The organism is Synechococcus sp. Tobar12-5m-g, from assembly GCF_024345415.1.
Taxonomy (GTDB): Bacteria; Cyanobacteriota; Cyanobacteriia; order PCC-6307; family Cyanobiaceae; genus Regnicoccus.
This window is the reverse complement of the sequence record NZ_JAGQBB010000002.1, coordinates 136,497-161,746: the sequence shown is the minus strand read 5'-3', so window position 1 is coordinate 161,746 and position 25,250 is coordinate 136,497. Positions and strand designations below refer to the sequence as shown.

The 25,250-nt window shown below is 68.5% G+C and carries 19 protein-coding genes and 1 tRNA gene; 7 read left to right on the top strand and 13 right to left on the bottom strand.

Annotation, left to right across the window (positions count from 1 at the left end; all coding sequences use genetic code 11):
• Positions 1 to 87: 87 nt before the first annotated feature.
• Genes KBY66_RS02615 through KBY66_RS02595 form a run of 5 tightly spaced genes read left to right on the top strand, consistent with a single transcriptional unit; the run spans position 88 to position 5,038 of the window.
• Positions 88 to 891 (top strand): helix-turn-helix domain-containing protein, encoded by an 804-nt coding sequence (locus KBY66_RS02615; RefSeq protein WP_255087580.1) that lies wholly within the window; start codon positions 88 to 90, stop codon positions 889 to 891.
• Positions 888 to 1,163: a hypothetical protein gene (locus KBY66_RS02610; RefSeq protein ID WP_255087579.1), complete on the top strand. Its 276-nt coding sequence runs from the start codon at positions 888 to 890 to the stop codon at positions 1,161 to 1,163. The genes KBY66_RS02615 and KBY66_RS02610 overlap by 4 nt, the downstream gene beginning before the upstream one ends.
• Positions 1,164 to 1,196: 33 nt before the next feature.
• Positions 1,197 to 2,162: an aspartyl protease family protein gene (locus tag KBY66_RS02605; protein WP_255087578.1), complete on the top strand. Its 966-nt coding sequence runs from the start codon at positions 1,197 to 1,199 to the stop codon at positions 2,160 to 2,162.
• Positions 2,159 to 4,621: a type II CAAX prenyl endopeptidase Rce1 family protein gene (locus tag KBY66_RS02600; RefSeq protein WP_255087577.1), complete on the top strand. Its 2,463-nt coding sequence runs from the start codon at positions 2,159 to 2,161 to the stop codon at positions 4,619 to 4,621. The genes KBY66_RS02605 and KBY66_RS02600 overlap by 4 nt, the downstream gene beginning before the upstream one ends.
• 42 nt (positions 4,622 to 4,663) lie before the next feature.
• Complete coding sequence (locus KBY66_RS02595; RefSeq protein ID WP_255087576.1) at positions 4,664 to 5,038, top strand: hypothetical protein; 375 nt, start codon at positions 4,664 to 4,666, stop codon at positions 5,036 to 5,038.
• 30 nt (positions 5,039 to 5,068) lie between these two features.
• Here the strand turns inward: KBY66_RS02595 and KBY66_RS02590 are convergent, their stop codons facing one another.
• Entirely contained in the window at positions 5,069 to 5,875 is an 807-nt protein-coding gene (locus KBY66_RS02590) for a prohibitin family protein (protein WP_255087575.1), read from the bottom strand.
• 77 nt (positions 5,876 to 5,952) lie between these two features.
• On the opposite strand from KBY66_RS02590, the gene KBY66_RS02585 reads away from it, so the two are divergent.
• A complete protein-coding gene (locus KBY66_RS02585; protein ID WP_255087574.1) occupies positions 5,953 to 6,174 on the top strand; it encodes a hypothetical protein in 222 nt (73 codons plus the stop codon).
• A 43-nt stretch (positions 6,175 to 6,217) separates the two neighbouring features.
• Entirely contained in the window at positions 6,218 to 8,683 is a 2,466-nt protein-coding gene (ppsA, locus tag KBY66_RS02580; protein ID WP_255087573.1) for a phosphoenolpyruvate synthase, read from the top strand.
• A 66-nt stretch (positions 8,684 to 8,749) separates the two neighbouring features.
• On the opposite strand, the gene hypE is transcribed toward ppsA, so the two are convergent.
• The 12 genes from hypE to ftsH form a co-directional block, all read right to left on the bottom strand.
• Positions 8,750 to 9,772, bottom strand: coding sequence for a hydrogenase expression/formation protein HypE (gene hypE, locus KBY66_RS02575; protein WP_255087572.1), 1,023 nt, complete (start codon positions 9,770 to 9,772; stop codon positions 8,750 to 8,752).
• 3 nt (positions 9,773 to 9,775) lie between these two features.
• On the bottom strand, positions 9,776 to 10,888 hold the full coding sequence (gene hypD / locus KBY66_RS02570; protein ID WP_255087571.1) for a hydrogenase formation protein HypD: 1,113 nt from the start codon (positions 10,886 to 10,888) through the stop codon (positions 9,776 to 9,778).
• The gene (locus tag KBY66_RS02565) at positions 10,885 to 11,925 is read right to left on the bottom strand and encodes a dihydroorotate dehydrogenase-like protein (RefSeq protein ID WP_255087570.1); all 1,041 of its coding nucleotides are present in this window, start codon (positions 11,923 to 11,925) and stop codon (positions 10,885 to 10,887) included. Before KBY66_RS02565 ends, hypD begins: the two co-directional genes overlap by 4 nt.
• Positions 11,922 to 15,581: a pyruvate:ferredoxin (flavodoxin) oxidoreductase gene (nifJ, locus tag KBY66_RS02560; RefSeq protein WP_255087569.1), complete on the bottom strand. Its 3,660-nt coding sequence runs from the start codon at positions 15,579 to 15,581 to the stop codon at positions 11,922 to 11,924. The genes KBY66_RS02565 and nifJ overlap by 4 nt, the downstream gene beginning before the upstream one ends.
• Positions 15,578 to 15,808 carry a HypC/HybG/HupF family hydrogenase formation chaperone gene (locus KBY66_RS02555; RefSeq protein WP_255087568.1) on the bottom strand — a complete coding sequence of 77 codons (231 nt, stop codon included), beginning with the start codon at positions 15,806 to 15,808 and terminating at the stop codon, positions 15,578 to 15,580. The genes nifJ and KBY66_RS02555 overlap by 4 nt, the downstream gene beginning before the upstream one ends.
• Positions 15,809 to 15,901: 93 nt before the next feature.
• A complete protein-coding gene (gene hypF, locus KBY66_RS02550) occupies positions 15,902 to 18,373 on the bottom strand; it encodes a carbamoyltransferase HypF (RefSeq protein ID WP_255087567.1) in 2,472 nt (823 codons plus the stop codon).
• Positions 18,370 to 19,089, bottom strand: a complete 720-nt coding sequence (gene hypB, locus KBY66_RS02545) for a hydrogenase nickel incorporation protein HypB (RefSeq protein ID WP_255087565.1) — start codon at positions 19,087 to 19,089, stop codon at positions 18,370 to 18,372. The genes hypF and hypB overlap by 4 nt, the downstream gene beginning before the upstream one ends.
• 1,382 nt (positions 19,090 to 20,471) lie before the next feature.
• Entirely contained in the window at positions 20,472 to 20,666 is a 195-nt protein-coding gene (locus tag KBY66_RS02540) for a hypothetical protein (protein ID WP_255087564.1), read from the bottom strand.
• Between the two features lie 758 nt (positions 20,667 to 21,424).
• A tRNA-Ala gene (locus tag KBY66_RS02535) sits at positions 21,425 to 21,497 on the bottom strand.
• Positions 21,498 to 21,529: 32 nt separating this feature from the next.
• Positions 21,530 to 22,165: a transcriptional repressor LexA gene (gene lexA, locus KBY66_RS02530; protein ID WP_255087563.1), complete on the bottom strand. Its 636-nt coding sequence runs from the start codon at positions 22,163 to 22,165 to the stop codon at positions 21,530 to 21,532.
• A gap of 73 nt (positions 22,166 to 22,238) precedes the next feature.
• Positions 22,239 to 23,210 carry an ornithine carbamoyltransferase gene (gene argF / locus KBY66_RS02525; RefSeq protein ID WP_255087562.1) on the bottom strand — a complete coding sequence of 324 codons (972 nt, stop codon included), beginning with the start codon at positions 23,208 to 23,210 and terminating at the stop codon, positions 22,239 to 22,241.
• A gap of 68 nt (positions 23,211 to 23,278) precedes the next feature.
• Positions 23,279 to 25,180: an ATP-dependent zinc metalloprotease FtsH gene (gene ftsH, locus KBY66_RS02520; RefSeq protein WP_255087561.1), complete on the bottom strand. Its 1,902-nt coding sequence runs from the start codon at positions 25,178 to 25,180 to the stop codon at positions 23,279 to 23,281.
• Between the last annotated feature and the right edge of the window lie 70 nt (positions 25,181 to 25,250).

Sequence of the window (25,250 nt, the reverse complement as noted above, 5' to 3'; positions counted from 1 at the left end):
AGGAGACGGAACGGTCCAGGGAATGTGTCCAGGGAGTGTGTCCCCTTCGTCGCAATCGGATACCCTCTGGTCGCTGATCAGAAGCTGATGAAGCAGAAGAACGTCGACACGGCTCCAGAGTTGGACTCCCCCTACCACAAGGCCCTGTCTGCCCTCGGAACAGGTTTGCGCCAGGAGCGGGAATCGAGAGCGATCGGTCTGCAGGATCTGGCCAGCCAGCTGTTCTTCCCGCCGGAGCAGCTTGAAGCGCTTGAGGCCGGCGACCACCGCCGTCTGCCCGAGCCGGTCTACGTGATCGCCCAGGCCCGTCGGGTGGGCCAGGCCCTGGGCCTCGGCGACGACGGCCGAATCCCCGGGCTGGAGGAGGGGATCGGCAGCTCCATGCCTACCGCACTCGTCCATCCCCTGGCCCGTCCAGTGGAGGGTGATCCCAAGCGTTCCGCCAGCCGTCCCCGCCGCCATCCAGTCGTCCGGCGCGGCCCCCTCCAGGGCCTGCTCACCGCCGGCGCGATCGCCTGCGGGGCAGCGGCCTTGCTGAGCTTCGGATGGCGGAATCAGCCGCAACCCAGTTCTGAGCAGGCCGGGACACCAGCAGCGGTAGACCCGGTCGCGGCCGCTGGGACGACCGCCGTGCCACCTGCAGCGGGAGAACTGCAGCTGAGCAGTGGCTCCTCCAGTTGGCTGGAGGTGAAGACCGCAGATGGCCGGCCTCTCTTCCGGGGCACCCTGAGCGGATCCAAGCGGTTCCCATTGGGTTCCGGCCTGGCGGTGATCGCCGGTCGGCCCGATCTGGTGCGGGTGCAGGTGGGCCAGGCCCCACCACGGCTGCTCGGCCGAATCGAGCAGGTGAGCTGGCAGCGCTTCGGCCCTGACGGCGGCGTCGATCCATGACTCTTGAGAAGACACGGGTCTGGCTTCGATCGATTGCCCTGGTCAGCGGATTGCTGCTGGCCGTTCCGCTCGCCAGCCGGGCTGAGTCCTCCACGGCCGAATCGATCTGGGACGAAAGCAATGCCAGGCAGCGGGCCCTGCAGCAGGTCCCCCAGGGGGCCACGGTCAGCGGCACGAGTTGCGAATCGTTCTCGGTGGGGATGGGCAACACGCGCTACCGCTGCACCGTGACCTTCACCACATCACCAGGACCCACCCCCAAGTCCCCCTAGGCCCAAGGGTCTGCGAACGGCTCCCACTCCCCCATGGCTCTGCGCTGGACCGCCCTCTGCCTGCTGCTGCTCCCAGCCGCGGCCCTGCCGACACCTGCGGCCCTGATCCAGGTGCGGGGCACCCCCCTGGCTGGCGGCACCCCAACCGGCCAGGCCACCGTGAAGCTGGAGCGGGCCACGGGGGGCGACACGCCGGTTCTGCGGTTCCGCACCGACCGCGGCGCGGTGGTTGGGTTTCTGGTCGATACCGGCGCCTCCTCCAGCCTGATCACGCCGGCTGCTGCCGGGCGGCTGGGCCTGGCTTCGCAGCCGATGCCGCCACAGGCCTTCGCCCTGGCCGGGGCCGGCAACGACTGCGCCGAGCTGCGGCCCCGGCGCGCCCGCTTGCCCATGCTGCGGCTCGACGGCCAGGGGCCCCGTCTGCTGATCAGCGGCAGCGAGGCGCTGGTGCTGCCGGTGCCCGGACTGCCGTCCGGAATCGACGGCGTGCTCGGCGCCCCCCTGCTCCGGCAGCTTCCCCTCTGGATCGATCCATCGGCCAACCAGCTCAGCCTCGGGGCGGCCGCCTTGCAGGCGGCCGAGCGGCAAAGCCGGCTTCGTGGTCCCCTCAGCCTGCCGCTGCGCTGGCAGAAAGGGGTACCGCTGCTGAACCTCGCTGGAGCGTCGGGGCTGGTGGCCGCCCTCGCTGACACCGGTGCGGAAGGTCTGTTCGTGACCCCTGAGCTGGCGGCCCGGCTCCAACCACGCGGCGCGGGGCAACCGGTGCGCCTCAGTGGATTCTGCGGCGAGCAGCCCGCCAGCCAGGTGCGCCTGTCCGGCCTGAGACTGGAGCCGGGCCCAGCCGGCGGCACACCGTTCGCGCCGTTTGAAGCGATCGTCACCCGCAACCCGATCTTCGCGGCCCTGGGGGTCGAGGCGATCCTCGGCCAGGAGCTCCTGCGTGATCGCATCCAGCTCTGGCGGCTGGAGCAAACACCACCCACACTCAGCCTTTGGTGAGCCGCTTTTGCCTGCTGCTCGCCCTGCTGGCCGCCCTGGGCCTCGGCGGCTTCTGGACGCCGGTCCTGCTGGCTGAGGCCACCCCAGGGCTGCCCTCCAGCTACGACCTCGCCCAGCGTGCCCCGTTCAACCGCCCCGCCTTCTATCCGCTCGGCATCAGCCCGGATCCAGCGCTTTACCGGCCGAATGGCACCTGGATCGGCCGTCTGATCCTGCCGGAGGCCTCAATGCCAGGCACCGGCGACTGGGTGTGGATTGAGGTTCAGCACGCCCCGGCCGGGGAGCAGCAACTCGTGGGGCAGCAGCTGCGACTCAGCTGGCAGGACCGGCCGGAGCTCAACGGGCTGGTGCGGGCCGTGAGCACCGACGTGCAGCTCAGTGCCGCCGCCCGCCGGGCCAGCGCCGGCGGCGACGTGGTACCCGAGCGGCTGGACGGTCGCCGCGCCGTGGGGCCCTTGCAGACCCTCGCCGGTGCCAGGTCCCATGACGATCTGCTGGTGCGCCTTGAGGAGGTGTCCGCCTCCCGGGGGCCGGATGGCGCCACCGAGCTGCGGATCGGCACCCCACCGATCCAGATCACCGGCCGCTACGTGGCCCTGGTGCGGCTGCTGGGCCCCGCCGCCGCTCCTGCTGCAGGAAGCCTGGCGGGCAGCGATCGCTTCCAGGTTCAGCACTACGACCGCCGCAGCGGCGGCTTCAACGGGCCGATCGAGACGGTGCGGATCCCCCAGCAACCGCCCGATCGCTATGGCCGGACCCTCTCCAGCCCCAGGGGACTCGCCGCCAGCAGCACCGGGGAACAGGGCTGGTACCTCTACGGCGCCCCCGATGCCGAGGGGCTGTTCACGGCCCAGGCACTGCTGCCGCGCCGCCTCAGCCAGCTCGATGCCGACCGGATCGTGGCTGGAGAGGCCACTGGCCTTCAGTACATCCAAAAGCGCAACTGGGCGGATGTGCCCGGCCGCCGCGGCCGCCTGGAGCGGGTGCGGGTGACCAGGGATCAGGGCAGCAGCGACTGGCGCGTGGGGGAGCACGGCCTGGTGATTCACACCTTCGGCGGCATCGGTGGGAGCAGGGGCGAGCCGAGCTCTGGATTCACCGTCACCGGCCATTTCGCCTTCGGCGAGGTGGCGGTGGTGACGGATCCATTCAGCGGCGAGCCCCGCTTCGACATCCGCTACCACCAGATCTACGCCAACAATCCCAACGGAATCGTCGCCGGCACCCAGGACGCCAGCGCCTACGCCGGTGACCTGCAGCGGGGCTGGCTCTGGCTGCGGCCCTTCTCCGACGTGCTGATCCACCAGGACCTCTTCGCCGACCTGTCTCTGGGCGGCCGCAACCTGTCCCTGTTGCGGGAGCTGGTGGTGCAGGCGGAAGTCATCATGGCCCGCTACCGCAGCGGCGATGGTACCGGCCTCTCCTCGGTGACCCCGGCAACCTCCTGCGTCCAGGATTCCAACCAGGCTCTGTTCATCGCGATCCGGCGCCTGCGTGAGCGGGTCGAGGCCGACCCGGGGTTGGTGCGCTGGCTGCAGCGCCACCGGCGCCACCCGGAAACCATCAAGTTCAAAGAGCTGAGTGGCCTGGCCGACTCCCTCGACCAACTGCTCACCCCCTTCGGCATGGTGCGGCCCGACTGGAAGCGGAACGCGGCGTTGGCGGCTGGAGCGGCGACGGGGTCCGAGGCAAGCGGCGGCGAGGCGCCGGTCGCCTCCCTGTTCCAACGGGGACAGAGCCCCATCGATGTGCTGCTGAGCTGGCGCTCGATGCTGCCCCGCCGCGCCCACGACGACACCGCCCGGGTGTTCCTCCAGAACGGGGCCGGCCTCTGGTTCCTGCGCACGAACCAGATCCCCGGGGATGACCCCAGCCTGGTACCCCTGGCCCCCACCCTGCTGCTTGGCCAGCTTCCTGTGCTGTCCACGGTGCTGCGGCGGTTCAGCGATGCCCTGTTCACCCCCCTGGGTGGCAGCGGAACGGCCCCTGCCCTGGCCGTGCTGCTGGCCTACGCCGGGGTGGCCCTGGAGCTGGGCCGACGCTCCGGCTTTCTGCCGGAGGTGTGGAAGCGGAAAGGCTGGCGTTTCCAGCCCCTCGCTCCTCTGCTGCGCCAGGCCGGATGGCTGTTGCTGATGCCTTCGTTGGCCGAGGAGCTCGTCTTTCGGGTCGCCCTGCTGCCCCACCCCCTGGAAGGCCCAGGTCCCAAAGCCAGCCTGGCCTGGGGCGCCCTCAGCGTCGGCCTGTTCGTGCTGTATCACCCCCTGGCCGGCGCCAGTTGGTATCGGCAGGCCCGCAAGGTGTTCCACGACCCCCGCTTCCTGCTGCAGTGCACCCTGCTGGGGGTGGCCTGCGTGCTGACCTATGACCTCACCGGCTCGCTCTGGGCGCCGGTGCTGATCCACTGGCTGGCGGTCACCCTCTGGCTGGGTCCACTCGGCGGCCGCCGCCGGCTGGCCTGAGCGTTCGGCGCGAGACTTGGGGGGCACCAGCCTGCATGACCCATGGCCCTCGACCGCTTCAAGCAAGCCCTGGCGGCACTGATGGCCCAGGCCCCCAGCGATCCGCTCGAGCGGGACGAGTTCTTCGAGGTGACGCCCCTGCCCGCCGCCGACGGACCGTTCGAGCTTGTGGTGGTGGATGAGGAGAGCGGCATCTTCGCCGCCCTTTATCTCGATCGGTTGTTTCAGGAAAATGAAGAGGGCCAGGAGGCGGTGGAGCCATTGCTGCCCGCCTACCTCCTGGAGGCGTTCGGGCTTGAGCCGGCTGACTGGGAGCCCACGGCGCCGTTCGATCTGGGCTGGCGCTCGCGCGAGTTCCTCTGGTTCCTGGAGTTCAGCCTGCCGGGGCTGACACCCCCCTGCCACAGCGATCCCTGAGTCAGCGATGGCCGGTTCACGGCCACGAAGTCAGCGGCGGCCGTTGACGATGACCGAGGGGGCAGAGGTGCCCGGCGTTCCCGGCAGGGCCGGCACCACCGAGGTCTGGCCGTCCCACTTATCCAGGAAGAGCTTGTAGAGCACCTGGTCGTCGAGGCTGGAGTTGAGGATCTGGTAGCGCTGGGCTTCCTGATCGGCGATCTTCACTTCGGTCTGGGCCCGCAGCAGCCGCTGGTCGGCGATCTGCTTCTGCTCAATCGCGGCGCGGTATTCCTCGGCGATCTGCAGTCCGGTGAGATCGAGCCCCTGCACGACCACATAATTGAACTTGCTGAGTTCCTCGGCCACCTTGTCTTGAACCAGCTCCGAGATGCTGTTCCACTCGGTGGCAATCGTGACCAGCTCATACTGGGAAAACACCGATTTCAGGGCTTTGAGCAGCGACGGCTGGATGATCCGCGCATAGATCTGGGAGTTGTCGGTGGCGATCGTCTCGAAGATCCGCGCCGCCTCACTGGGCTTGATCGCGTACTTCACCGTGGCGGTGGCCTCGATCACCTGCAGGTCCTTGGTGAGGGTGGAGAACTGCTCTGGGCGCACCTGGGTGCGCACGTCGAAGAGGGAGGTGGCCTGAATCAGCGGCGCCTTGATGTTCGGGCCTGGGCTGCGCTGGCCACCGGTCACCTTGCCGAGGGTGGTGACCACCGCCACGTTGCCGGCCGGCACGATGAAGATGGTCTGGGTCAGCAGGAGCAGCAGCGCCACCGCCACCGCGCCGATCACCTGGAAGGAGGCTCCCGGCCCATCCCCATTGGCTGGGCGCATCGAGCTTTGCATGGGTGATCACGGCGGGCAGGTTGGGCTTCGACCCTAGGCACCGGGCCAGAATGGCGGGAAGCCACCTGACCTCCACAATGACCGGCAATCTTCAGGCGATCGGCTTCATCGCCAGCTGGGTGCTGGGCTGGGGGATCGGCGGCTCCCTGATCGATGCCGGCCTGATCAACGCCGGCGTTTATGCGATCGACACCAACCAGCTGGGCACCCTGGCCACCTTCACGGTCTGGACGGTGCTGTGGGGCGGCCTGGGCTATCGGCTCTTCCAGCGCCTGAGCGCCACCGCCGGGAAGGGCTGAGTCTTTGCCCTAATTTGAACAGAGACCAGGGGCGCCGAGGCGGATGGACGAGATGGTCGGCAACCGGGAGCTCGTGGTGCCCTTCGAGGCCGTGGGACTCAACGACCTCGCCACCGTGGGGGGCAAGAACGCCTCGCTCGGCGAACTGATCCGCCAGCTCACGGCCCAGGGAGTGCGCGTGCCGGGGGGCTTCGCCTCCACCGCCGCGGCCTATCGGTTCTTCCTCGCCCACAACGGGCTTGATGAACCGCTGGAAAAGCTGCTGGAGAAGCTCGACTGCACGAACCTGGGCGCCCTGCAGGCCGCCGGCAGGGCGGCGCGCAAACGGATCCTCGCGGCCTCCCTGCCGGAGCCGCTGGAGCAGGCGATCGTGGCGGCCTACGCGAGGCTGTGCGGGGTGGAAGGAGGCGGAGGGGGCGAACCCTGCAGCGTGGCGGTGCGTTCCAGTGCCACCGCCGAAGACCTGCCGGATGCCAGTTTTGCCGGTCAGCAGGAGACGTTTCTCAACATCCAGGGCGAGGCAGCGCTGCTGGAGGCCTGCCGCCGCTGTTATGCGTCGCTGTTCACGGACCGCGCCATTTCCTACCGCCAGATCAACGGCTTCGACCACTGCGACGTGGCGCTCTCGATCGGCGTGCAGCGCATGGTGCGATCGGATCTGGCCGCCTCCGGGGTGATCTTCACGATCGACACCGAAACCGGATTCCGGGACACGGTGCTGCTCACCGCCGCCTACGGCCTCGGCGAGAACGTGGTGCAGGGGGCGGTGAACCCGGATGAGTATCTGATCTTCAAGCCCACCCTGCGCCAGGGCTTTGCCCCGATCCTCAGCCGGCGTCTGGGCAGCAAGGAGATCCGCATGGTCCACGCGGACTCCGCCAATTCCCGGGCCTCCACGCGCAACGTGCCGGTCGCCGAGGAGGACCGCCGGCGTTTCGCCATCAGCGATGAGGACGTGCTGACCCTGGCGCGCTGGGCCTGCCTGATCGAGGCGCACTACAGCGAGCAGCGCGGCACGCCGACGCCGATGGACATCGAGTGGGCCAAGGACGGCCTCAGCGGTGAGCTGTTCATCCTGCAGGCGCGGCCTGAGACGGTGGAGTCACGCCGCTCGGCCACGCTGCTGCGCAGCTGGCATCTGGCGCCCCACAGCGCGGAGCTGATCACCGATGGACGGGCGATCGGAGCCTCTGTGAGCAGCGGCCGGGCCCGGGTGATCGGCGATCCCTCCGAAATCGACCGGTTCGCGGCCGGCGATCTGCTTGTCACCAACCGGACCGATCCCGACTGGGAACCGATCCTGAAGAAAGCCAGCGGGGTGATCACCAACCAGGGCGGCCGCACCTGCCATGCGGCGATCATCGCCCGCGAAATGGGCATCACGGCGGTCGTGGGCTGCGGCGATGCCACCACGGCGATCGCCGACGGCGAGATTATCACGGCCAGCTGCTGCGAGGGGGATCAGGGTTTCGTCTACCGAGGAGAGCTGGCCTTCAGCCTTGACGAGCAGGAACTCGGCGATCTTCCCCCCACCCACACCCGCATCCTGATGAATGTGGGGAACTCGGAGGAGGCCTTCAACCTGGCGGCCATTCCCTGTGACGGCATTGGCCTGGCCCGGCTGGAATTCATCATCGCCAACCACATCAAGGTCCACCCGATGGCGTTGCTCGCGCCGGAGCGCGTGGCCGATCCAGAGCAGCGCGCCGCGATCGCCTCCCTCACCCGCGGCTACCCCCATCCCGCCGACTACTACGTGGACCTGCTCAGCCAGGGCATGGCCCGGCTGGCGGCGGCGTTTCATCCCCGGCCGGTGATCCTGCGGTTCTCCGACTTCAAGAGCAACGAATACGCGAAGTTGCTGGGTGGCGCGGCCTTCGAGCCCCGGGAGGAGAACCCGATGATCGGCTGGCGCGGCGCCTCCCGTTACTACGCCCCGGCCTTCCGCGACGCCTTCGCCCTGGAATGCGCGGCCCTGAAGCGGGTGCGGGATGCGATGGGTCTCACCAATGTGATCCCGATGGTGCCGTTCTGCCGAACACCGGAGGAAGGGGATCGGGTGCTGGCCGAGATGGCCAGCCACGGCCTGAGCCGGGGCGAGAACGGGTTGCAGGTGTACGTGATGTGCGAGCTGCCCAGCAACGTGATCGGCGCTGAAGCGTTTGCTGAGCGGTTCGATGGTTTCTCGATCGGCTCCAACGACCTCACCCAGCTCACCCTGGGGCTGGATCGGGATTCGGCCCTGGTGGCGGAGCTGTTCGACGAACGGCATCCCACCGTGAAGGAGATGATTCGCCTTGCGATCCGCACGGCGAAACGCTGCGGCCGCAAGATCGGCATCTGCGGCCAGGCCCCTAGCGACTATCCCGACTTCGCCCGCTTCCTGGTGGAGGAAGGCATCGATTCGATCAGCCTCAATCCCGACGCCGTCGTGAAGACGCGGCTGGCGATCGCGGCGATGGAGAAGGAGATGGGGATTGGGCCTGAGCGCATCGCCCCTGCTATCTGAGCCAAGCTGATGGAGAACATGCAGCGGTGGAAACACTGAAACCCTGTCCCGGATCAGCAGACCTGATCAGCAGATTCGTGGCAACTGCTCACCCCGGCCCAGTTCCAGGCGGCGGTTCAGTCCCAGGCTGTTCTCGAGCAGCACGGAATCACCCTGCACGGAGCCGATGATGGCGGCCGAGGGCTCAAAGCGTCGCAGCAGCTCCAGGGCCCTCTTCGCCTCGGCAGCAGGCAGGAACAACACGAAGCGTCCCTCGTTCGCCATGGCCAGGGGATCGAGGCCCAGCAGTTCGCAGGCGGCATCCACCTCGGGGGCGATCGGAATGGCGTTCTCTCGCACCAGAACCCCCAAGCCGGCGCCTCGGCCAATCTCATGCAGGGCGCTGGCCAGGCCGCCGCGGGTGAGATCCCGCATGCAGTGCAGCTCCAGGCCGGCCGCCAACAGGGCCTGAACCGGCTCCTGCAAGGGGGCCAGATCGCTGTGGAGCTCCGTGCGGAAACCCAGCTCCTGGCGGGCCGCCAGGATCGCCACCCCATGGCGACCCAGATCGCCGCTCACCAGGATGGAGTCACCGCTCCGCACCGCCTTGGGGCCGATCACCAGCCCATGGTCGACGCGGCCGATCCCGGCGGTGTTGATGTAGATCCCATCCCCCTTGCCCCGCTCCACCACCTTGGTGTCACCGGTCACCACCGGCACGCCGCAGCGTTGGGCGGCGAGGCGGATCGAGGCGACCACCTGGTGCAGGACGGGCATCGGCAACCCCTCCTCCAGAATCAGGCTGAGGCTGAGGGCAATCGCGGTGGCCCCCACCATGGCCAGATCGTTGACGGTGCCGAAGACCGCCAGGCTGCCGATGTCCCCGCCGGGGAACTGCAGGGGACGCACCACGTAGGCGTCGGTGGTGAAGGCGAGCGGCCCCTCTTCGGCGGGCAGCACGGCCGCGTCGTGGAGCACCCCATCGGCGGGGCCGAAGGCCGGCACCAGAAGCTGGTCGATCAACTGCTGGCTGAGGCTGCCACCACCGCCGTGGCCCAGCAGCACCGTGGCGGCCCCGCCAGGGGGCAAGGGACAGGCGAAGGCATCCATGGCTCAGGCGCGGTAGCGGTGATAGGCGGCGCAGGCCCCTTCCGCCGAGACCATCGGCGCCCCGAGCGGCCGCTCCGGGGTGCAGTGGCCGCCGAAGGCCGGGCAATCGGTGGGGCGAGCCAGCCCCTGCAGCACCCGCCCGCTGATGCAGGGGGAGGCTGGATCGGCTGGATCAGTCTCGTTGCCAGCGGCCGGCCGGGGCATGATCGTCCCGAAACGCCGCTCCGCGTCGAGGGCGTCGTAGGGCGGCCGCAGGCCCAGGCCACTGCCGCTCAGCACACCGAGGCCGCGCCAGGTCTGGTCGACCGGAGTGAACACGCGCTCGATCAGCGCCCGCGCCGCGCCATTTCCGGCGGCCTGGCTGGCCCGTGGGTAGGCGTTGAGCACCTGGCTCTCGCCTCGCTCCAACTGACGAACGCACTGGAGCAGGCCTTCGAGCAGATCCACCGGTTCAAAGCCGGTGACCACGATCGGCACGCCGTGGCGCGAGGCGATCGGGCTGTATTCCTCCACCCCCATCACCGTGCAGACGTGGCCCGCCGCCAGAAACCCCTGCACGCGGCACTCCGGGGCGGCGAGGATCGCCTCCATCGCCGGTGGAACCCGCCCATGGCAGACCAGCAGGGCAAGGTTCCGCAGTCCGAGGGCCCAGGCCTGATGGGCCAGCAGGGCGGTGGCCGGCGCCGTGGTTTCAAAGCCCACCGCGAAGAACACCACCGTTCGCTCCGGGTGGGCCTGGGCAATGGCCAGCAGGTCGGAGGGGGAGGTGACGATCCGCACATCACCACCGGCGGCGCGCACGTCGAGCAGGGTGCGGGCACTGGAACCCGGCACCCGCAGCATGTCGCCGTAGGAGCAGAGGATCACCTCCGGCCGCCCGGCCAGCGCCTGGGCCCGATCGATCGCCGCCTCAGCCGTGACGCAAACGGGGCAGCCGGGCCCATGGATCAGTTCGAGCTGATCCGGCAGCAACTGATCGAGGCCATGGCGCAGAATCGCGTGGGTCTGGCCGCCGCAGACCTCCATCACCGTCCAGGGCCGGGTGATCTCCCGTCGCAGGACCGCCGCCAGCCGATGCACTGCCTCCGGCCTGCGGTAGGGACTGGGCAGGCTCATCGGACCTGGGCATCCAGGGGCTGCTCCCAAGCTGGGGTTGGATAACTGGAGATGGCCCGCATGTACTGGGCCCGCTCGAAGGCACCCGGGTCGGGGGCGCGCTGCTGGGAGAGGCAACCCCGCAACTGGTCGAGTGAGCCGTAGTCGTGCTGCTCGAGCCACTGGCGCAGCTCCGACTCCATCGTGCGGAGATGTTCTGGCCCATGGCGCAGCAGGGCCGCCACCACCATCGTGACGCTGGCGCCCACCATCAGCATCCGCACCACATCGGTGCCGTGGCTGAGGCCGCCGCTGGCGGCGAAGTCGAGCGTCACCCGGCCATGGAGCAGGGCAATCCAGCGCAGCGGCAGCCGCAGGTCGGCCGCTGTGCTGAGCAGCAGGTTGGGGCGGTGCTCCAGGCTGTCGATGTCGATGTCGGGCTGGTAGAAGCGGTTGAACAGCACCAGCCCGCGCGCGCCCGCGGCCTGGAGGCGATGGGCCAGGTGGGTGAGATTGGTGTAGTAGGGGCTGAGCTTCACGGCCACGGGCAGCGTCACCGCCGCGCAGACAGCGCGCACAAGCTCCACTTGCTCGTTTTCCAGCTCGGCGCCGCTGATGGTCTGATCGGTGGGCACCGCATAGAGGTTCAACTCGATGGCACTGGCACCGGCCTGCTCCAGGGCCAGGGCGGTGGCGGCCCAGGGCCCGGCGTGGGCGCCGTTGAGGCTGGCGATGATCGGGATGTCCACCCTGCGGCGGGCGGCTTCGATCTCCCGCAGGTAGCCCTCCGTGCCGAGGTTGCCTGGATCGGTGCGGGGCAGGTAGCTGAGCGATTCCGCGAAGCTCTCGCTACCGTGCTCCTGGTGGTGGTCCCATTCCTGCCAATCCCGCTCGATCTGCTCCAGAAACAGGGAATGGAGCACAACGGCCGCGGCCCCCGCCTCCGCCAGCCGGGGGATGTGGTCGGGGTCGGCGCTGAGCGGCGCCGCGGCCCCCACCATCAGGGGCGATGCCAGCGGCAGCCCGAGGTAGCGGGTGCTGAGGTCGATGTCACTCATGGCGACGGAGCCGGGCTCGTGCCAGCGGCGGGCGGTGAGGCCAGGGGGGCTGCCATCTGCTGGTAGCGTGCCCAGCGCTCGTCAACGTCGCCCTGGGCCAGCCGGGTCAGCATTCGGGCCTGGTCGGGCTGGCTGTAGCGGAGCATGCGGAAGCGGTTTTCGGCGGCCATCGCCTCGGCGACAGGCAGGGTGGGGGCGTGGGAATCGACGATCAGGGGGTTCTCCCCACGGGCGGCCCGGCGGGGGTCGTGGCGGTAGAGCAGCCAGCGGCCGGAGTCCACCGCCTGCCGCTGATGGTGCATGCCCTTGGCCATGTCGATGCCGTGGGCGATGCAGTGGGAGTAGGCCAGGATCAGCGACGGGCCGTCATAGGACTCGGCTTCGATGAACGCCCGCAGGGTGTGCTCATCGCGGGCGCCCATCGCCACGCTGGCCACGTAGACGTTGCCGTAGGTCACCGCGATCAATCCGAGGTCCTTCTTGGCGCTGGCCTTGCCATCGCTGGCGAACTTCGCCACCGCTCCCCGGGGCGTGGCCTTCGACATCTGTCCACCGGTGTTGGAGTACACCTCCGTATCCAGCACCAGGAGGTTGACGTTGTGATTGCTCGCAAAGAGGTGATCGATGCCGCCGAAGCCGATGTCGTAGGCCCAGCCATCGCCGCCGATCATCCAGACACTGCGTTTCACCAGGTCATCAGCGAGGCTGAGCAGGGTGCGGGCCGCTACCAGGGTTCCATCGGCATTCCCGGTACCTGGGGCGGAGTCGTGGAGGGTGGCCTGAAGCCTGGCCTTCAACGCCGCGACCCGTTGGCGTTGCTCGAAGATGCCCGGTTCATCGCTTTGATCGGCGCCCAGCAGGGCCTCGGCCAGGGCGCTGGGAATGGGTCCAGCCGGGTCGCCCTGGCTGGAAAGCTGCCGCACCAGAGCCTCGGCCCTGTGGCGCCGCTGGTCGTAGGCGAGGCGAAAGCCGAGGCCGAATTCGGCGTTGTCCTCGAACAGGGAGTTGGACCAGGCGGGACCACGGCCTTCGTCGTTGGCGCTCCAGGGGGAGGTGGGCAAGCTGCCTCCATAGATCGACGAGCAGCCGGTGGCGTTGGCCACCACCATCCGATCACCGAACAGCTGGGTGGCGAGCTTGATGTAGGGCGTTTCACCGCAGCCGGCGCAGGCGCCGGAGAACTCGAACAGGGGCTGCTGCAGTTGCTGCTGGTTGATGTGGTGGGGGTTGAGCGCCAACCGATCGGGGTTCGGCAAGCTCAGAAAGAAGTCCCAGTTGTCACGCTGCTGGTCGCGCAGCGGCCGCTGCGGCGCCATGTTGATCGCCTTGCGGCGGGGTTCGCCCCGGTGGCGCGCCGGGCAGATCTCGACGCAGAGGCTGCAACCGGTGCAGTCTTCGGCGGCCACCTGCAGGGTGAAGCTCTGGCCGGCCCAGTGCTGATCCCGGGCGGGGGCGCTCAGGAAGCCGGGCGGGGCGGCCTGAAGCTCCTGCGGCTCCACCACCTTGGCTCGGATCACGGCGTGGGGGCAGACCATCACGCACTTGCCGCACTGGACGCACACCTCCGGATCCCAGACCGGGATGGCCTCGGCGATGTTGCGCTTTTCCCAGCGGGCCGTGCCGCAGGGGAAGGTGCCATCCACCGGCAGGGCGCTGACCGGCAACCGCTCGCCCTGGCGGGCCAGCTGGGGGGCGATCACCTGGCGGACGAAGGCGGGCGCGGTGGCAAACGGATCCGCCACGGCTGCAGCCATGCCGGCGGAATCTGTGTCGGCGCCATCGACGGGGCCGGCGGTGACCGGCGCCAGCCGGGCCAGGGCGAGGTCCACCGCCTGCAGGTTCAACGCCACCACCTGTTCGCCTTTTCTGGCGTAGCTGTGGCGAATGGCGCTGCGAATGGCGCCGAGGGCCTGCTCAAGAGGCATCACCGCCGCCAGGGAGAAAAAGCAGGTCTGCATGATCGTGTTGATCCGCCCCCCCAGCCCCAGCTCCCGTGCCAGCGCTGAGGCATTGATGGCAAAGACCCGGAGATCCTTCGCCACGATCTGCCGCCGCATCGCCTCAGGCAGGTGCTCCCAGATCGCGGCTGCCTCCCAGGGACTGTTCAGGAGCAGGGTCCCACCGGGCAGGGCCGCCTCGAGAAGATCAAAGCGGCCAAGGAAGTCCCACTGATGGCAGGCCACCAGGTGGGCACGTTGCACCAGGTAGGTGGAGCGGATCGGCCTGGGGCCGAAGCGCAGGTGCGAGACGGTGACCGACCCGGATTTCTTCGAGTCGTAGACGAAATAGCCCTGGGCATGCTGAGCGGTGCCTTCCCCGATGATCCGGATGGCGTTCTTGTTGGCCCCGACGGTGCCATCGGAGCCGAGGCCGTAGACGATCGCTCGGAACTCATCGTCCGGCTCGGTGCTGAAAGCTTCGTCGATCGCCAGGGAGCGGTGGGTGAGGTCATCGTTGATGCCGACCGTGAAATGGTTGCGCGGCCTCTCCTGGCGCAGTTCATCGAGCACGGCCTTCACCATCGCCGGGGTGAACTCCTTCGAGGCCAGCCCGAAACGCCCACCGATCACCCGAGGCGTCGCTGCCGCCGCCGCCGTTCGCCCCGGCCAGGCTTCCTGGACCGCGTTGACCACATCGAGGTAGAGCGGTTCGCCGCCGCTGCCCGGTTCCTTGCAGCGGTCCAGCACCGCGATCGCCCGCACGCTGGCCGGCAGGGCAGCCACCAACCGCTCGGCGCTGAACGGCCGAAACAGCCGCACCTTGAGCACACCCACCCGTTCACCAGCGGCGGTGAGGGCATCGACCGCTTCGTGGGCGGTTTCACAGCCCGAGCCCATCAGCACCACCACCCGCTCGGCGGCGGGATCTCCGTGGTAGTCGAACAGGCGGTAGGCGCGGCCGGTGATGGCGGCGAAGGCGTCCATCGCCTGCTGCACCAGCTCAGGAGCGGCGGCGTAGAAGCCGTTCACCGCTTCCCGCGCCTGGAAGGCCACATCCGGGTTCTGGCTGGTGCCCCGGATCACGGGTTGATCGGGCGTGAGCCCGCGCCGCCGATGGGCTTCGACCAGAGACTCGGGGATCAGGGCACGCAGGTCGTCATCGGCGATCAGGGCCACCGTCTGGATTTCGTGGGAGGTGCGGAAGCCGTCGAAGAAATGCAGAAAGGGCAGGCGCGAGCGCAGGGTGGCCAGGCTGGCGATGGCGGCAAAGTCGCCGGCCTCCTGAACCGAGGCGGAGCAGAGCAGGGCGCAGCCGCTGCCGCGGGTGGCCATCACATCGCTGTGGTCGCCAAAGATCGACAGCGCCCCGGTGGCGAGGGCGCGGGAGGCCACATGGATCACCGTGGCGGTGAGCTCACCGGCGATCTTGTAGAGGTTGGGGATCATCAACAGCAACCCCTGTGACGCCGTGAAGGTGGTGGAAAGCGCCCCCGCCTGCAACGCACCGTGCACAACGCCAGCCACACCCGCTTCGCTCTGCATCTCCACCACGGTGGGCTCCGTGCCCCAGAGGTTGGGCCGTCCGGCCGCAGCCCAACTGTCGGCCCACTCGCCCATCGGCGTGGCGGGGGTGATCGGGTAGATCGCCATCACCTCGTTGAGCCGGTAGGCGACCCGGGCGACTGCCTCGTTGCCATCCAGGCAGGCGCGGCTCATGGGTCGACTCCATCGGGGTCGTCCTGCACCACGCTGAGGGCGAAACCGACATGCACCAGCACCTGATCGCCGAGGCGAGCTTCGGGCACGCAGGCCAGGCTCACCTCGCGCTGCACCCCGGCGAAGTTCACCTGCCCCACCCGCCAGAGCGCCGCATCGTCGGTCGGCGCCCCGGCAGGCAGGCGCTCTTCGATGGCGATCAGTTCACCCGGGATGGCCAGACACATCGGAACCGTCCAGACCCGGTTTCAGAACCCGACCAGGCGCTGTCTCTGTCTTAGTTGCAGCATGGAGCCAACTGGGAGGACTGTTACCGGGCTTCATCCCACCCGGCCGCCTGAGCCGGCCGCCAGCAGCTGGCCGAGGGCCAGACCACCATCGTTGCAGGGGATCCGCTGGGGCCAGACCGCCTCGATCCCGGCCTGGCCCAGGCACTCCACCGCCAGCTCCAGCAGCAGGCGGTTCTGGAAACAGCCACCAGTCAGCAGCAGACGCTTCGCCCCCAGCTGGCCGGCCAGGGCCGGCAGCAGCTGGGCCAGGGCCTGGTGGAAGGCCAGGGCGATCGCTTCCACCGGCCGCCCCGCGCTCAGGTCGTGAAGCAACGCCTCGAGCAGGGGCTGCCAGTCGAGCAGCCACGGCTCGCCGCTGCCCTGGGGGCAGATCGCCAGGGTGTAACCAGCGCCAGCTGCCGGCGCCAGCCGCACCGGCACCCCTGCCAGGGCCGCCATGGCGGCCGCCTCCAGTCGGAGGGCCGCCTGTCCCTCGAAACTGCAGCGCTGCGCCAATCCCAGCAGCGAGGCGATCGCATCGAACAGGCGACCGACCGACGAGCATTGGGGTGCCTGCACCTCCTGCTGCAGCAGGCGGCGGAGCACCCGCCGCTCGTCGGCGGTGAAGGCGGCCAGGGGAGGCAGCAGCCGGGCTCCCCCGTCCAGGGCGCCCGGGCCGAATCCGGCAAACAGCAAGCCGAGAGCGGCGCGGCGCGGCTCCCGCATCGCCCGCTCCGCGCCGGGCAGGGGAAAGGGCCGCAGGCTGGCCAGGCGGGTGAACTCCGCGACGGCAGGCCCCCCGGGCTCCTCCAGCCGCAGGCACTCTCCTCCCCAGAGGGTGCCGCCGCTGCCCTGGCCTGCTCCGTCCCAGGCCACCCCCACGGCGGGCGGGCGCAGGCCGTGCTCGGCCAGGCAGGCCAGCAGGTGGGCCTGGTGGTGCTGCACCGCCAGCAGCGGCACCCCGGCCGCCGCCGCCAGCTCTGCGCCGATGCGGTGAGAGGCGTAGGCGGGGTGGCCGTCGACCACATAGAGGCGGGGGTGGACACCGAGGCGCTCCAGGGCGCCGCTGAGGCTGCGGCGCAGGCGGGCTTCGGCGGCGAGGCTGTCGAGATCGCCCAGGTGGGGGCCCAGCCAGGCGCGGCCGCCGGGGGCACCGATCGCCAGGCTGCCCTTGACATGGCCGCCCATGGCCACCACGCCGACAAGGGCGTCGGGGTGGGGGAGCAGGGGGCTCAGATCAAGGGCGGTGGGGGCCTGTCCGCGGGCGTGGCGCAGCACCATCGGTACGCCGCCCGCCAGCTGCACGATCCCGTCGTCGACAGGGTTGGCGATCGGGCGGTCGTGGCTGAGGAAGCCGTCGGCGAGGGCGCCCAGGTTTTCCTCCACCCGCTCCGCATCGGCGCAGAGGGGTTCGCCCGAGCGGTTGCCGCTGGTGGCCACCAGCGGCACGCCCAGCTCCTGCACCAACAAGGCGTGCAGGGGGCTGGCTGCCAGCATCACCCCAAGCCAGGGGTTGTGCGGGGCGATGCCAACGGCGATACCGCGGGCGACGCCGGTGGCGCCGGCTTCGGTGTCCGGCCCGATCAGCTCCAGCGGCCGCCGGCGCAGCAGCACGATCGGAGCGGTCGGGGCGGTGAGAAGCGATTCCTCCTCAGCGCCCAGCCGGCAGTGGCGCCGCACCCAGGGGAGATCGGGCGCCAGCAGGGCGAAGGGCTTCTCGGGCCGCCCCTTGCGCCGCCGCAACTCGGCCACGGCCGCCTCCGAGCCGGCCAGGCAGAGCAGTTGGAAGCCTCCCACCCCCTGCAGTGCCACGATCCGCCCGGCCCGCAGGGCTGCGGCCGCCGAGGCCAGGCAGGGGCTGAGGGGGCCGTTGGCGCGCGCCGGATCACGGAGGCGGGGGCCTCTGGGGGTGGACCAGCTCAGCCGCGGCCCGCAGGCGGGGCAGCCGGTGGTCTGGGCGTGGAAGCGGCGGTTGGTGGGATCGGCATATTCAGCGGCGCAGGCGGCGCAGAGCGGAAAGGATGCCAGCGAGGTGTGGCGCCGCTCGAAGGGCAGGGCCCGCAGGATGCTGAAGCGGGGCCCGCAATGGGCGCAGCTGGTGAAGGCGTAGCCACAGCGGCGGCTGGCGAGATCGCTTAGCTCCGCCAGGCAGGCCTCGCAGGGGGCCAGATCAGGCAGCACCAGGGCCGTGGGGCTGGCCGGTGGGCTTGAAGAGGCGGGTGGGGCTGCGGATGGGCGGATGCGAAAGCCGCCGGCGCGGCCGTTGGCCTGGGGGGGCAGCCACTGCTGCTCCAGGCGATCGAGACGGCTGTGGGGCGGGCGCTCGCATGGCAGGCGCTCCAGGAAGGCGTCGAGCGCGGCCGGCGTACCCTCCAGCTCCAGGCAGACGCCGGCAGGGGTGTTCTCCACCCAGCCCGCCAGCTCCAACGAGCTGGCCAGCCGGTGTACGAACGGACGAAAGCCCACCCCCTGCACCAGCCCCTCGATCCGCAGCCGCAGGCGCTGGCGCGGGGCGGAGCTCATGCGGGGGTGGGGACGGGCTGGCGGTGATGGCTGAGCCAGTGCAGCAGCGCGTCCACCCCATCACCGGTGCGGGCCGACAGCTCGAAAATCCGCGCCCGGGGCGCCACCGCGGCCAGGCTCGCGAGGGCCGCCGCCCGATCGAAGCCCACGGCTTCGGCGATGTCCACCTTGTTGATCACCACCGCATCGGTCGACTTGAACAACGCGGGGTACTTGAGCGGCTTGTCCTCCCCCTCGGTGACCGAGAGCAGCGCCAGCCTCAGCCGTTCACCCAGATCGAAGGCGGTGGGGCACACCAGGTTGCCCACGTTCTCGATCAGCAGCAGCTCCATGCCGGTCGTGTCGAGCTGATCGAAGGCCCGCCCCACCAGCGCCGCCTCCAGGTGGCAGAGGTCACCGGTCTGGATCTGCACGGCCCGGGCGCCGGCGGCCCGCAGGCGGCGGGCATCGTTGTCGGTGGCCAGATCGCCCACGATCACCCCCACAGGGCCCGGGCTCCACTGGCGAGCGACGCGTTCCAGCAGGGCGGTCTTGCCGGCCCCGGGTGCCGAGAGCACGTTCAGCACCAGCAGCCCAGCGGCGGCGAAGCGCTCGCGGTTGTGGGTGGCCTCGGTGTCGTTCCTGTGAAGGAGCTTGTGCTGCAGCTCAAGGTTGCGCCGAGCGCGGGGGGGTTTGACGGTGGCGGTGGGCTGGCCACAGGAGCAGTGGGAGCACATGGCAGAACCGCAGCTTTGGCTTCAGTCTGAAGGGGCAGAGAGGTTGGGGGTTCGGGATGGGTGGGAACTGTTGGCTTGCTGCTCGCCAACGCGAATGGTTGAGGAGAACGATGAAGGACTCCGTTGGGTGCGCGCTCTTGCCAATCAGGATGCATTGAGTTCAGATCTTTCCTGGCTGATGCAGCTGAATGGCACTGGCTGAAGATGGTTTAAGGGTCGACGAAGGACACGTTCGGTTACAGACTTGGTGCCTTTGTCCTGTGGAACACGCTGACAACCTATCCAGCCTTGCAGGACTGGAGCCTGGAGATCACCGCAGAGGGGGTGACGGCCGTGTCCTTCGGCGGTGGGCTGACGGGAGAGTTCCCCAGGGAGCGGTTTCTGGTGGGGGGGGCGGTGGCCGGAGCCTTGAGGCTGCTGACGGGGGCCTGGCCCACGATCCAGAGAGGCCTGGTTCCTCTTCTATCTCTTGATATGCTTATGGTCTTAGCAACCTGGGCTGCACCTTTGCCAGGGGCCAAGCCAATCACTGGAGGAATCACTCGCCCTACCGCTACTAGGGGCAGAAGGTCGCTGGCCAGGGTGGTTGTGAAGAAGTCCAGTGATGACCCACCAGCGTTGCAGGGGGCAATGAAGCCCGCAGCCGCCGTAGCTAAACTCTAAGACTGGTTGGGCTCAGCGCCAGAAAGGCCTGGGGAACTGGCATATCAGGTACTCAAGCGCCAATTTTACGCACGTCACGATGTGCTGCACCAAACGATCGACAGCGCCCAAGTGGTGAAGCTGCTTCGGTGCAAAAGCGTCCAAACCGCCCACGACCGCGTCAAGACAGGCGCTTTGTTGGCAATAAAGGACAACGGCAAACTGCGCTTCTCGTTCTAGCAATTCGATGCCGCTGGCCTGATGGCGTCGTGGAGGGGCTGGCCGAAGTCCTCAAGGCCCTCGATCTGCCAGCTGTAGAGAAAGCCCATTGGTTCACTGTTCCCACTGGGCCTTTGAGGGGAGCACACCGCTCGAAGCATTACGGAGTGGTGAACTCGTCTTGGTGCTGAGAGAAGCCGAGCGGCTTGGGCATGGTCAAGATTGAGGATCCGCCTCCTCGTAGACAGGCCAAACCCCTTGTTCTTGATTTTTCAGAAGGAAGCAAGCGGCTACGCATCTACTGCCCTGAGACCTATGGCACAGCCCCCTGCAGTTTTCGTAGCCAAGGAGGAGCCCGAGGTCGTTTCGATCACCATCTCCCCGAACCGGACGACACCCGCGCCATTCACTGCTCAGCAGAGTCCCTTGCAGGCTGCAATGTGGAGTGTTTCGACCCCAATACGGGTGTGGTGCTCCAAGGGCGTCGATTGGGATTCCTGCGCACTGTGCACTATCTCAAGCTAATTGCCTTGCGAGGCATCCTCGATGCTCAGCACCCTCAACTCGGCCGGCCGTATTCCATACAGCCCCACCAGCGCCACCGCCAGCCGCAGTTCGTGTTTGCTGGCAGCGGCAAGCGCATTGAGGAGATCCTGAAGCTGAGCGGCACTGATGGGGACTGTCTGAACGGAAGAATCCTCAGCCAGGCCAATCAATCGGTTGAGCGGCTCCCCTTCAAGGGGAAGCCATCGCCTTTAAGCCCCGCAGGCTGCAACAGAAAAGAGAAGGAGGCCTGCCACATCGAGCAGATTGCGTTTGCGTCCGGCACTTCCTGGCTTGCACTGGCCGAGGTGTTGCTTCACGTAGGGCTCCATCAGGTTGGTGCCGTCGCGAGGAGACGGCCTGCTCGTCAGGGTCGTCAAAACGCTGGCCATTCGTGGGGCGATGTCCCGCTCCCATGTGGTGCCCTTCACTTCCCCGCTGCCGACTCGACTCTCCCGATACCTGGGACACCACCAACGGCCATTCCAGGCGATCCGGAGACTCCACGGGGGCCCCGCAGAGCAACTCGTGGGCCTTGGCCATGGGGAGTTTCTGGGCTTCCATTCGTTCTCGGGTGGTGCTAAACCGCTCGACCACCCTGGAGATGCAGCCGGCATTCCAGGCGATCTCAAGGAACACGCTGGAGCGGGTGCCGTCCTCGAAGCGTCTGGTGAGCTGGACCTTGCCGGACTGATCGCGCACCGACCAGCCATGGCCATGCTCAGCCTTGAGGGCGCGGCGAAGCGTGTGGACCCAGGGCTGGAGTGCTGTCGCCATGGCAACCGCCCAGCCCAGGGGCAGGGCGAAGAAGTCATCCAAGTTTGGCGCAGTTAGCGCAGAATCTGGTGCAGAAATGCCTTCAGGTCTGACCAGTCATGGCCAGACCTGAAGGCAAGAAAATGAAAACCTTTTGTTGGACTGGTTTTTTGAATGGAGCCAAGCGGATTCGAACCGCTGACCCCCTGCATGCCATGCAGGTGCTCTACCAGCTGAGCTATGGCCCCTTCGAAAGCCAACATACATGCCGGCGGGCGGCTCAGACCTGGCGCCAGACCGCGACCAGCTTGCCTTGCAGCGACACCTGATCTGCTGCGACCAGGATGGGGTCGTAGGCGGGGTTGGCAGCCTCGAGCCGCACCTGGGCCCCCTGGCGATGGAAGTGCTTGAGGGTGGTGCCGCTGCCCTCCACCAGGGCGGCCACGATCGTGCCGGGCTTCAAACGGCTCGGCTCCGGCACCGGCTCCATCAGCACCACGTCCCCATCGTCGATGTGGGCGTCCACCATGCTGTCGCCATTGACGGTGAGGGCGAACAGGCCGCGCCTGTCGAGGAGGGGCTGGAGATCGAGCCGTTCCTGGATGTCGTCGAAGGGCTCCACCAGGCCGCCGGCCGCCACAGCGCCGAGCACGGGGATGCCCTGGAGCCGCCCGCCCAGCAACTGAAGCGTGCGGGCCTGGCCTTCCTGCCAGGTGATCCAGCCCTTCTGTTGCAGATGGCGGAGCCGGCTCTGGATCGGGGATGGCGAGCGCAGCTCCATCGCTTCCATCATCTGGCGGATCGAGGGGCTGTGGCGGTGGCTCTCGATGTAGCCGGTCAGCCAGTCGTAGAGCTTCTGCTGGGGGGGCGTGAGCGCTGCATGGGGCTCAGGGGCAGGAGCGTTGAGGGAGATCATCGTCAGGGTCCAGACGCCGTCAGTACACTTGTGCCATCAAATGGGGAATTTGTCCAGCCCCTGGCCCTGGGACTCAGGGCTCACGCAGCGGTGCCCCCCCCAGCAGCGCCGCCAGCAGGGCCTGCTGGGCGTGCAGCCGGTTCTCGGCCTGGTCGAAGACCCGGCTGGCGGCCCCTTCGATCACGCCGGCCGTGATCTCCTCGCCGCGGTGGGCCGGCAGGCAGTGCAACACGATGGCGCGGGCGTCGGCTTCGGCCAGCAGGTCTTCGTCGAGGCAGAACCCGCGGAAGGCCTCCTGCCGCCGCCCCTGCTCCTGCTCCTGGCCCATCGACGCCCACACGTCGGTGTAAAGGGCCTGGGCTCCGCGCACGGCGGCCAGGGGATCGCCCGTGAGCTCGATGGCGCAGCGCCCGGCCGCCAGTTGCCGTGCCCGGGCCAGCACGGCCGGATCCGGCTCGAAGCCCGCCGGGCAGGCGATCCGCACGTTCACCCCCAGCACGGCGCCGCAGAGCAGCAGGGAGTGGGCCACGTTGTTGCCATCGCCCACGTAGGCGAGGCTGAGGCCATCGAGGGCTCCGAAGGCTTCCTGGAGGGTGAGGAAATCGGCGAGGGCCTGGCAGGGATGCTCCTGGTCGGTGAGGGCGTTGATCACCGGAATCGAGGCCCAGTGGGCATAGTCGGCCAGATCCTGCTGGGCGAAGGTGCGGATCGCCAGGGCATCGACGTAGCGGCTCAGCACCCGGGCCGTGTCGGCGATCGGTTCGCCGCGGCCCACCTGGGTGAAGGCGGGGTTGAGGTCGAGGGTGGAGCCGCCGAGCCGGGCCATCGCCACCGAAAAGCTCACCCGGGTGCGGGTGGAGGCCTTGGTGAAGATCAGCCCCAGCACCTTGCCCTGGAGGTCGATTCGACGGCGGCCAGTCTTCAGCTCGGCGGCCAGCTGCAGCAGAGCCAGGGTTTCGTCGCCGCTGAGATCGGCGCTCGAGAGCAGGTCTCGGCCGAGCAGGGGCTCCAAGGCAGGGTCGGGACTGGAGATCTGAGGGCTCATGACCCCTTCACCAAAGAACCCTTATCCGGGATCGGGGGCCCCGCCGTCAAGGGGAGGCGGCGCCTGGTTCAGCTCCCCACCACCGCCGGCTCAGCCAGGGCGGCCGATTCCGGCAGAAGGCTGGAGGAGAGCAGGGCCTTGAGTTCATCCCCCTCGATCACTTCCTTCTCGAGGATTTTGCTGGCGATGTCGTCGAGCAGGGTCCGGTTGCTGTGCAGGATCGCCAGGGCTCGGTCGTGGGCCCGATCCACCAGGCCCCGCACCTCCTTGTCGATCGCCTGGGCCGTGGCATCACTCACCGAGCGGCGCGGGTTGGAGCCGTTGCCGAGGAAGCGGTTGCCGCCCTGCTTGTCGTAGGCGAGGGGGCCGAGCGTGTCGCTCATGCCGTAGGTGCCCACCATCTGCTCGGCGATGTCGGTGGCGCGCTGCAGATCGTTGGCCGCGCCGGTGGTGACTTCCCCGAACACGATCTCCTCGGCCGAGCGGCCGCCCAGCAGGGTGGCGATCTGGCCTTCGAGGTCTTCCTTGGAGCTGAGGAAGCGCTCCTCCTGGGGCAGCTGCAGGGTGTAGCCAAGGGCGCTCATCCCCCGGGGCACGATCGAGATCTTGGCCACCTTGCTGCCGCCTGGCATCAGGTGCCCAACGATGGCGTGGCCCACCTCGTGGAAGGCCACCACGCGCTTCTCGTCGTCCTGGAGCACGCGGCTCTTCTTCTCAAGACCCGCCACCACGCGCTCGATCGCCTCGTTGAGGTCGGCTTGCTCCACTTCAGTGCGGTAGGCGCGGGCCGCCAGCAGGGCCGCTTCGTTCACCAGGTTGGCCAGGTCAGCGCCGGCGAAGCCGCTGGTGGCCTGGGCGATCCTGTCGATGTCGATGCTGGCGGCCAGCTTCACCTTCTTGGCGTAGATGTCGAGGATCTTGCGGCGGCCGGAGAGGTCGGGGCGATCCACCAGCACCTGCCGGTCGAAGCGACCGGGCCGCAGCAGGGCGGCATCGAGGGTTTCGGGCTGGTTGGTGGCCGCCAGCACGATCACCGGTTTGTCCTGGCCGGTGAAGCCATCCATCTCGGTGAGCAGCTGGTTGAGGGTCTGCTCCCGCTCGTCGTTGCCACCTACCACGCCCATCGAGCCGGAGCGGCTCTTGCCGATCGCATCGAGTTCGTCGATAAAGATGATGCAGGGCGCTTTTTTCTTGGCCTCTTCGAACAGGTCGCGGACGCGGGCGGCGCCGGCGCCGACGAACAGCTCGACAAACTCCGAACCGGAGATGATGAAGAAGGCCACGCTGGCTTCGCCGGCCACGGCCTTGGCCAGCAGGGTTTTGCCCGTTCCCGGAGGGCCGATCAGCAGCACGCCCTTGGGGATGCGGGCACCGATGGCAGTGTAGCGCTCGGGGGTCTTGAGGAAATCGACAATCTCGTTGAGTTCGGTCTTGGCCTCATCCACTCCGGCCACATCGGCGAAGGTGACCCGGGATTCCTCATCGGGGACATAGACCTTGGCCTTGCTCTTGGTAAAGCTCAGAGCCCCCTGGGCGCCGCCCCCACCCAGGCCGCTGCGGCGGGCGAAGAACTGCAGCACCAGGATGAAGATCAGCGGCGGCACCACCCAGCTCAACAGGGTGGAGAAGAAATTGGGCCGCTTCGGCGGTGCGGCGGCGAACTCCACCCCCTTCTGCTCCAGCCGCTGGGGCAGATCCATGTCGAAGATCGGCGTGGTGGCCAGCACCGAGGGACTGCCTTCCGGTACGTTGCTCAGCTCGTAGCGGATCTGGTCCTGGGTGATGAAGGCCCGCTTGACGTTGCCGTCGTCGACCTGATTGATGAACAGGGAATAGGGCACCCGCGGCACCTGGGTGGCCTGGTTCGGCAGGAAGTTGCTGAACAGCAGCAGGACGCCGAAACCGATCAGCACCAGGTTGATGATGCCGAAGCGCCTGTTCGGGGGATTGTCGTCCTGGCGGATGGCCATGGGATGCCGCAGTGCAATGGGGCCAAGCTAGGCCGAGCCGCCAGGGCCCCGGCCCCTGGCGCGGGGAGTG

Coding starts and splice junctions, on each gene's coding strand:
- nifJ (WP_255087569.1), bottom strand. CDS start 15,581: ATGAGCCGCGCCTGCCTGGATGGCAACGAGGCAGTCGCCCGGGTCGCC.
- KBY66_RS02615 (WP_255087580.1), top strand. CDS start 88: ATGAAGCAGAAGAACGTCGACACGGCTCCAGAGTTGGACTCCCCCTAC.
- KBY66_RS02610 (WP_255087579.1), top strand. CDS start 888: ATGACTCTTGAGAAGACACGGGTCTGGCTTCGATCGATTGCCCTGGTC.
- KBY66_RS02595 (WP_255087576.1), top strand. CDS start 4,664: ATGGCCCTCGACCGCTTCAAGCAAGCCCTGGCGGCACTGATGGCCCAG.
- KBY66_RS02555 (WP_255087568.1), bottom strand. CDS start 15,808: ATGTGTCTGGCCATCCCGGGTGAACTGATCGCCATCGAAGAGCGCCTG.
- KBY66_RS02565 (WP_255087570.1), bottom strand. CDS start 11,925: ATGAGTGACATCGACCTCAGCACCCGCTACCTCGGGCTGCCGCTGGCA.
- lexA (WP_255087563.1), bottom strand. CDS start 22,165: ATGATCTCCCTCAACGCTCCTGCCCCTGAGCCCCATGCAGCGCTCACG.
- KBY66_RS02585 (WP_255087574.1), top strand. CDS start 5,953: ATGACCGGCAATCTTCAGGCGATCGGCTTCATCGCCAGCTGGGTGCTG.
- hypB (WP_255087565.1), bottom strand. CDS start 19,089: ATGTGCTCCCACTGCTCCTGTGGCCAGCCCACCGCCACCGTCAAACCC.
- argF (WP_255087562.1), bottom strand. CDS start 23,210: ATGAGCCCTCAGATCTCCAGTCCCGACCCTGCCTTGGAGCCCCTGCTC.
- ppsA (WP_255087573.1), top strand. CDS start 6,218: ATGGACGAGATGGTCGGCAACCGGGAGCTCGTGGTGCCCTTCGAGGCC.
- ftsH (WP_255087561.1), bottom strand. CDS start 25,180: ATGGCCATCCGCCAGGACGACAATCCCCCGAACAGGCGCTTCGGCATC.
- KBY66_RS02605 (WP_255087578.1), top strand. CDS start 1,197: ATGGCTCTGCGCTGGACCGCCCTCTGCCTGCTGCTGCTCCCAGCCGCG.
- hypE (WP_255087572.1), bottom strand. CDS start 9,772: ATGGATGCCTTCGCCTGTCCCTTGCCCCCTGGCGGGGCCGCCACGGTG.
- hypD (WP_255087571.1), bottom strand. CDS start 10,888: ATGAGCCTGCCCAGTCCCTACCGCAGGCCGGAGGCAGTGCATCGGCTG.
- KBY66_RS02590 (WP_255087575.1), bottom strand. CDS start 5,875: ATGCAAAGCTCGATGCGCCCAGCCAATGGGGATGGGCCGGGAGCCTCC.
- hypF (WP_255087567.1), bottom strand. CDS start 18,373: ATGAGCTCCGCCCCGCGCCAGCGCCTGCGGCTGCGGATCGAGGGGCTG.